Origin of the sequence: Microvirga sp. Mcv34, assembly GCF_024519725.1 — a bacterium.
Lineage (GTDB): Bacteria > Pseudomonadota > Alphaproteobacteria > Rhizobiales > Beijerinckiaceae > Microvirga.
Genome location: NZ_JALJRK010000085.1, coordinates 1 through 6,936, shown reverse-complemented (window position 1 = coordinate 6,936; position 6,936 = coordinate 1). Strand labels below are relative to the sequence as shown.

7 protein-coding genes are annotated in these 6,936 nt (G+C 64.1%); 1 reads left to right on the top strand and 6 read right to left on the bottom strand.

All coding sequences use genetic code 11. The features are described 5' to 3' along the window. Window positions 1–25 precede the first annotated feature (25 nt). Window positions 26–781 carry an SDR family oxidoreductase gene (locus OC446_RS25295; protein WP_262031783.1) on the bottom strand — a complete coding sequence of 252 codons (756 nt, stop codon included), beginning with the start codon at window positions 779–781 and terminating at the stop codon, window positions 26–28. A gap of 289 nt (window positions 782–1,070) precedes the next feature. Between OC446_RS25295 and OC446_RS25290 the strand changes: the two genes are divergently transcribed. Next, window positions 1,071–1,724: an outer membrane protein gene (locus tag OC446_RS25290; protein ID WP_262031771.1), complete on the top strand. Its 654-nt coding sequence runs from the start codon at window positions 1,071–1,073 to the stop codon at window positions 1,722–1,724. Window positions 1,725–1,831: 107 nt separating this feature from the next. On the opposite strand, the gene OC446_RS25285 is transcribed toward OC446_RS25290, so the two are convergent. The 5 genes from OC446_RS25285 to OC446_RS25265 all read right to left on the bottom strand — a co-directional run bounded on the left by OC446_RS25285 (window position 1,832) and on the right by OC446_RS25265 (window position 5,842). Continuing rightward, on the bottom strand, window positions 1,832–2,434 hold the full coding sequence (locus OC446_RS25285; RefSeq protein ID WP_262031770.1) for a glutathione S-transferase family protein: 603 nt from the start codon (window positions 2,432–2,434) through the stop codon (window positions 1,832–1,834). A 179-nt stretch (window positions 2,435–2,613) separates the two neighbouring features. After that, window positions 2,614–3,462, bottom strand: coding sequence for a 23S rRNA (adenine(2030)-N(6))-methyltransferase RlmJ (locus tag OC446_RS25280; RefSeq protein WP_262031769.1), 849 nt, complete (start codon window positions 3,460–3,462; stop codon window positions 2,614–2,616). Window positions 3,463–3,490: 28 nt separating this feature from the next. Continuing rightward, a complete protein-coding gene (locus tag OC446_RS25275) occupies window positions 3,491–4,057 on the bottom strand; it encodes a ribonuclease T2 (protein ID WP_262031768.1) in 567 nt (188 codons plus the stop codon). Window positions 4,058–4,284: 227 nt separating this feature from the next. Next, the gene (locus OC446_RS25270; protein ID WP_262031767.1) at window positions 4,285–4,716 is read right to left on the bottom strand and encodes a hypothetical protein; all 432 of its coding nucleotides are present in this window, start codon (window positions 4,714–4,716) and stop codon (window positions 4,285–4,287) included. Between the two features lie 82 nt (window positions 4,717–4,798). Beyond that, a complete protein-coding gene (locus OC446_RS25265) occupies window positions 4,799–5,842 on the bottom strand; it encodes an extensin family protein (protein ID WP_262031766.1) in 1,044 nt (347 codons plus the stop codon). Window positions 5,843–6,936 lie beyond the last annotated feature (1,094 nt).

Below are 6,936 nucleotides of genomic sequence, written 5' to 3'. Positions count from 1 at the left end.
GGCAGGCTGATCTCGGCGATCGCCCTCACTCCCTGATGCCGGCGACGTCGGGCGTTTCCCAGGCGAGATGCTGGCCGCCATCGACGGCGATCATCTGGCCGGTGACGCTCCGCGCTTGCGCCAGATAGAGCACCGCATCGGCGATCTCGTCCGGCGAGCCGCCGTGCCCCAGCAGCACCGCCTCGCTCTGCTTGTTGAAATCATCATCGCCCTGGCGCACGTTCGACAAGGTCGGCCCGGGCCCGATGGCGTTGACGCGAATGCGCGGCGCGAGCGCCTGCGCCATGGTCTGCGTGGCGGTGAACAAGGCGGCTTTGGTGAGCGTGTAGGAGAAGAACTGCGGCGTCAGCTTCCACACGCGCTGATCGACGATGTTGACGATGCAGCCCAGCCCGTCGGCGGGAAGCTGATGGGCGAAGTCGCGGGCGAGAAAAGCCGGTGCGCGCAGGTTGACGGCAAAATGCCGATCCCAACGATCCTGCGAGAGCGTTTCGACTTCATCGGGCTCGAACTCGGATGCGTTGTTGACGAGCAGCGTCAGCGGACCCAGCTCGCGGAAAGTCGCCGGCACGATGCGCTCCACCGCGGCGCCATCCGCCAGGTCGGCCTGGACGACGGCGGCCCGCCCGCCCCTATCACGGATCCGCGCCGCCATCGCATCCGCCTCGTCGCTGGAGCGCCGGCAGTGGATTGCCACCGCGTAGCCCTCTTCCGCTAGCCGTTCGACGATCCGCCGCCCGATGCGTTGCGCACCGCCGGTCACGAGAGCGGCTTTGTTCATGATCGACCCCTTGAAATGTAACTTTGCAACGCACCAGCGCGTGCCGGACAAGAAAATGACATTTTTTCGCTCGCCCGTCGAACCAATGGCCAAGCTCCGCGTTTAGGACACCAGCGATGACGCAAGGGGAAACTCGCACATTGCCGCCACAATCCTGCCACGGTGGTCTTTGCCGCTGTGGTTGTCAGGTCACAGCCCTCGACCGGTTGTCGCTCTATAAAAGGACAGTGCTTGGCTTGACCCAGGAGACCGGGTCGAGCTCGCATGACATCGATAGGAAAGAGAAACCATGAAGAAAATTCTTCTCGCCAGCGTCGCTCTCCTCGGCTTTGCCGGTGCCGCTTCTGCTGCGGACCTCCCGCTCCGCGCTGCTCCCCCGGCTCCGATCATTGCTGCCGTTCCGGTCTTCACCTGGACCGGCTTCTACGCCGGTGTGAACGCAGGCTATGGCTGGATGACGGACGACCGTCTCTATGACCCCGTGTTCGGCTTCACCGGTGACAGCAACGACGGCGGCTTCGTCGGCGGTGGTCAGATCGGTTACAACTACCAGATCGGTTCCTTCGTCGTCGGTCTCGAGACGGACATCCAGTACGCTGACCTCGGCACCCGCTACCGCTTCAACGCGGCCATCCCGGGCTACGAGGAAGACGATTCCAGCGACTGGTTCGGCACGGTTCGTGCTCGCGCCGGTGTGGCCTTCGACCGCGCCCTCATCTACGCCACCGGCGGTTTCGCTTACGCGGACGACGCCAACGGCTGGACCGTGGGTGGTGGTCTCGAGTACGCCTTCACCAACAACCTGACCGCCAAGGTCGAAGGTCTGTACGTGAACCTCGATCGCGATCGCGACTTCCTGTCCCCGACCGCGACGGGCGGCGGCAACAACACCGAGTTCGGTGTGGTCCGCGCCGGCCTGAACTTCAAGTTCGGCAGCTACTAAGACCCATCGCTTCGGCGATCGAAAAGGCCCGGTGGCAACACCGGGCCTTTTTGTTTCGGAGCAGTGCTGGTTTTACGGCGAACCGGAGCGGCGTCGCCTGAAACGCCTTATGGCGTCACTCGCGTCTTGGCGTAGGCCGGAACGCGGGTTTCGAAATCCGCGAGCCATGCGACGAGCTTGGGATGAGTCTCACGCCAGCGGCCACCGAAGCGGAGATCGAGGTAACCCAGCGCACAGGCGAGAGCGATCTGGCCGATATGCAGCGGCTGACCCGGTGCCGCGAGATGGGCCTCGGCGTAGTCGAGACCGCGGCGGACCTTGTCAGACTGGTGCGAGACCCATTTGGGCTCGTGCTTGTCCTCCGAGCGGAAGCGTCCCTCGTAGACCTGCAGCAGCGCCGCATCCATGATGCCGTCGGCAAGCGCCTGATCGCGCAGGGCCGAGAACCGCTCCAGGCCGTTCGGGATGACGCCACCGCCGGCGAGATGATCGAGGTAATCGACGATCACGCGGGAATCGTAGAGCACATCGCCGTCTTCCAGGATGAGCGCGGGGATCTTGCCGAGCGGATTCTGCTGCCGGATCGAATCCTCGGGGTTCAGGGTATCCGCATCGATGACCTCGATGCGGTCGGTCAGGCCGAGGATGGAAGCCGACAGTTTAACCTTCCGGCCGAAGGGCGATGCGGGCGAAGAGCGGAGAACGAGCATGAATGGCTCCTGTTGATAGAGCATCGTCCGGAAAAGTGGACCCGGTTTTCCGGCCGAACGATGCTCTCATTGATGGACGAAGCATCGGGTCGAATCCCAAAAGTGCAGGTCCACTTTGGGGTCCGATGCTGCAGAGTGGCAGGAGTCATGAACGCTCGACACTGGTGCGGCAATTGGCTTTAAGCAGGGGGGCCGAAGGCTTCGCAGCGATATGCGCCATAGCCGCTGCGCGACAGGCGCTCAGCCAGGGCGGGCAGAAGCGTCTCCGCCTCCTGCTTCAAGGCCCAGGGCGGATTGATGACGAAGAGGCCGCTGCCGTTGAGCCGCGACGGATCGCGTGGATCGTCCACATAGAGTTCGAGGCGAAGGCCGGGACGCGGACATTCCGCGTGCAGGCGTGCCGCCACCGCGTCGACGGAGCCCACCTCCTTGATCGGGTACCATCCGGCATAGATTCCGGTCTGCCACTTGTTCACGGCACCGATCATCTCGGTCCCGAGCCGCTCCAACTCGTTGGGCTTCTCGTAGGGCGGATCGATGAGGACGAGGCCGCGTTTCTCCTTGGGCGGGATCAGCGCGTGCAGCGCCGTCCATCCGTCGAGATGCATCACCTTGAGATTGGCCACCTCGTTGAAAGCATCGCTCAGAACCGCGTAATCGGCCGGATGCAGTTCCACGAATACGCCCCGGTCCTGACGCCGCAGAAGCTCGCGTACGATGGCCGGTGATCCGGGATAGATCGTCTCGCCGTGACGCGCCCGCACCTCGGCCACCACGCTCCTGTAGGGCGCGAGGATCTCCTCCACGTCGGGAGCGAAGGCTTCGTCCAGCCGCCCGATCCCCTCGACCCATTCGCCCGTCCGCCCGGCCTCGTCGCCGGCGAGGTCGTAGAGGCCGATGCCCGCATGGGTGTCGATGACGCGCAGCGGCGTCTCCTTGCGCTGCAGGTAAACCAGGATGCGCACGAGGAGCGCGTGTTTCATGACGTCGGCGAAATTGCCGGCGTGGAAGGCATGTCGGTAATTCATCGTCGTCCTACGGCATCGGCCCGATGCGCTATTTCACGGCCGGAACGGTGATCTCGCCCGCCCTGCACCCGTCGCGGTCGACCTCCGGGCATTGACGGAACCCGCGCAGATCCTTGGTCAGGCAGATGCGGACCTCCTGGAAGATCCGCCGTCCGCAGGAAACCGAAATCATGTCGGGACGCAAGCCCGGATTGGCATTGATGAAGGCGCGCTCGATCTCGCTCGGCAGCACCTTCGGCCGGCTGTCCAGGCCGTTGAAGCTGTCGGGAACGCGCACGAGGTCCCGCGCCTGCCGCACCGCGCGGAAATAGCCGCTCGGGCTCTCCCCCGTGCAGGTTCCGTGCTTGCGCCACTGGTAACGCGCCAGGTTATCGTCCGGGAAGAGCCCCTTGGTGTCGGCCATGGCCGCCTGCGGGACGAAGCGGCCGCTGGGCTCGCAGAAGCTGGGATAGCCCTGCTCCCATTGCGGCCAGAGACCGTGGGTCACGAAGCCGAGACCGCTGCCGGTATCGCATTGCCGGTTCCGGCTGCCGCTGCTCTCGCAGAAGCCGGGCGACCAGGACAGGGCCAGCACGTAGAAATCGAACTGCCCCATGGGGACGCCCCTGGCCTCCCGGGGGCCCTGGGCCGCGCAAGGCAGGATCGGGACAAGGAAGGCAGCCGCAAGGGCTAAAGCCTTGGACCCAAAAGTGGAGGCCACTCTCGGGATCCGTCCCATGCGTCTTCTCTTGGGAGGTGCATCGTTGGGCCCACCCCGGAGGGCCGCGTCCGCGAATAACCGGGACCGCTCTTCCGCACGATCCTCCGGCCACCCGCGCAGGATCAAGGGGCCGCCTGCTTGCAATGCGGCGCATAGGCGTAGTTGCGGTCGAGGCCGTCGACGCAGGCTTCCGTGTTCCAGCCAATGCCGATGAAGCCCAGATCCTCACGGATCGAGAAGTTGATCCGGCGCTTATAGCCGTCGGAGACGATCACGGTGCCCGTGCAGTAGCGGCGGGGGATGTAGTCGAGCCCCCAGGGGCGCCACGCGACCTCCTGAATGCGCTCGAAGGCGACGAGCTCGAGGCTGGAATTCCAGAACCGGCCTTCCTTATGCGAGAAGCGCGAGCTGATGTTCTTGAGCACCGCTGGGTCGGCGCAGGCCGGCAGCGTGGCGTCGAAGGGCTCGTCCCGCCGTTCCGCGGGCGTGATCTCGCGCGCAAGCGCAGGCGCGCTCAACAGCATGCAGGAGATGATAGCCGCCAGCCACTTCATTGAAAATGCTCCACCAAGTCTTCAGACCGTGCAACATCGACCATGTGGGCGGCGTTCGCGAAGGTCAAGATCCGGTTACGCTTTAATAGATGGCGTGGCTGTTGAGCATCATCGGCTGGCCGGCGGACCGCCCCGGCGTTCGGGGCGGAGCGTAGGTCTGGTCGACCGGACGGGCCATGGGTGGGAGAGGTGCCTGGGAAGTGCCCTGGGCGGGCGCAAACCTCGGAGATCCCGCATTCGCTCCCGGCAGGTCGGCCGCGTAGCCGCCGGAGGGTGCTCGCGGCGCAGGGCCGACCGGGGCGGCGATGGCCGGGGACGGAGGCGGCGGAGCCGGCGGGATATAGACCTCGCCATCCGCAACGTCCTGCTCCAGATCGACGGGCGCCAGGTCGCCGGACGAGGCCGCGCTCCGGATGACCTCGCGGCTGCGTTCGGGATCGATTCGCGGCTCGAATTTCAGGATCGGCTTGCAGATGCGCCGCTGGCCGCGTGGATCGTGCCGCGCCAGGTCGATGTGGAAGTGATCGTAGTGGAACGCGTCCGAACCGGGGCCGAGCACCGTGGTGAAGTAGCGGCAGGCCCCGACGAAGGCCTCGCGCAGGAATTCCTGCGTGGCGGGGTCGCCGCCCCGCCAGCCCTTGGCCACGGCGATTTCCCGCCCATCGGCCAGAACGAAGGCCATCACGTCCATGGCGTTGCCGAAGGCGTGCTCGGACACCTTCGCGCCCATCTGATTGTTGCGGGGTCGGCAGGAATAGGAGCCGGCTTTGATGTCGACGAGCGGGACGCCGAAATACATCTGGGTGGCCGGCCTGACGATCTCGTCGAGCCAGGAATCGATGCTGGGGATGATCGGGCAGGCCAGAGTGACCTTCGACTTCAGCCCCACGGCGCCGTTGTTGAAGGCCGAGACCTTGAACGGATAATCCATGCCGCAGACGCCTGGCCCATCGATCTTCGAGCTGAGCGCCATGTAGGCGGAAGGCTGGACGAGGCGCTGCGACAGGCAGGCCTCCTCGGCCTGCGCACGCCAAGGCTCGCGCTGCTCGAAACGAAACAGCCCGCAACCGGTGAGCCCAACCCCGACGAGCGATAGGGCAAAAAACGCAACTAACCCACGACGCATGGACAGGAGACTGGCTCAAGGACGTAAATATCCCGTCAACGGAGGACCGCCTTCGGCCGGTCGCGCGGATCAAATTCTTCCGCCATTGGGCTCCTGAACCGCAGCCCCTGTCGTTCCCGCGGAGGCGGGAAGCTATGACCGGCAGCAGATGCGGACGGGGCGAGCCGCGTCGAGGCTGGTCCTGCATCGTTTGTGGTTCTGGGTCCCGGGTTCCGCTGCGCGTCCTCCCGGGAATGACACAGAGGCCACTCTTTCCGTCGGAACGGCCGGGACAAGCCAGGATATGGGACGCTCTCCCAGTCCGCAGAGCGGGGACGGGCGAAGGCCCTGACGGGGTAGGTCGTTGGATCTCGAGTCCATCTCAGACACGGCAATGATTCGAGCTCTCTCAGGCACTCCTTTTGCATCCTCTCGACCAGCCAAATCGGGGTGCGACAGAATTGAGCAGGAACTTTTTTCACTCTGAACGGAGCGGAAATTCTATACGGAAAAACAATGTGTTAACATTTTGTTAACGATTACATCGGCCCGGCGGACGAGCCATTAGCCCGTCCGGGGTGCTTCTCAGGACCCTGCAGGTTTGATAGCTTGCCTCTCCATTCAGAGGGGGCTTCAACCCCTTCAGAGATAGGGGCTCCACCGATGAACATGACATCGAAGCTCGACTGGGCATCAAGGCTCAATATCGCCGCTGTCTGCGTGTCCTTTTCATATATTCTCGTTGTCGTAACGGGCCTCTTCTGACACCTCGCCGCATCGGGTTCGGGCTCTTCTTCCCGCGTTTTTCAGCTACCGCTTCGACATCTTTCTCATGTCTCGGGACAGGGCATCTCCGTGATGCTCCAGGACATCACGTTGATCTCCATCCGGCACTGCGCCAGTTTGGGCCCCTCCGGGGTCTTGAGGCAGACTCTTTCTCCGAGAGGAACCATCTTCCCCTCTGCGCGACAGTAACAATCAATGGGATTGTGAGCGGGAGCCTGGACCGTCTGAGCCGTCGGTACCTCGTGAGCCCAGGCCGGGACGACCGTGATCAGTCCTAGTGTTGTGACTCTAACGCTTGTTTCGCACGGGCGACCTTTTCCAGGATAGCC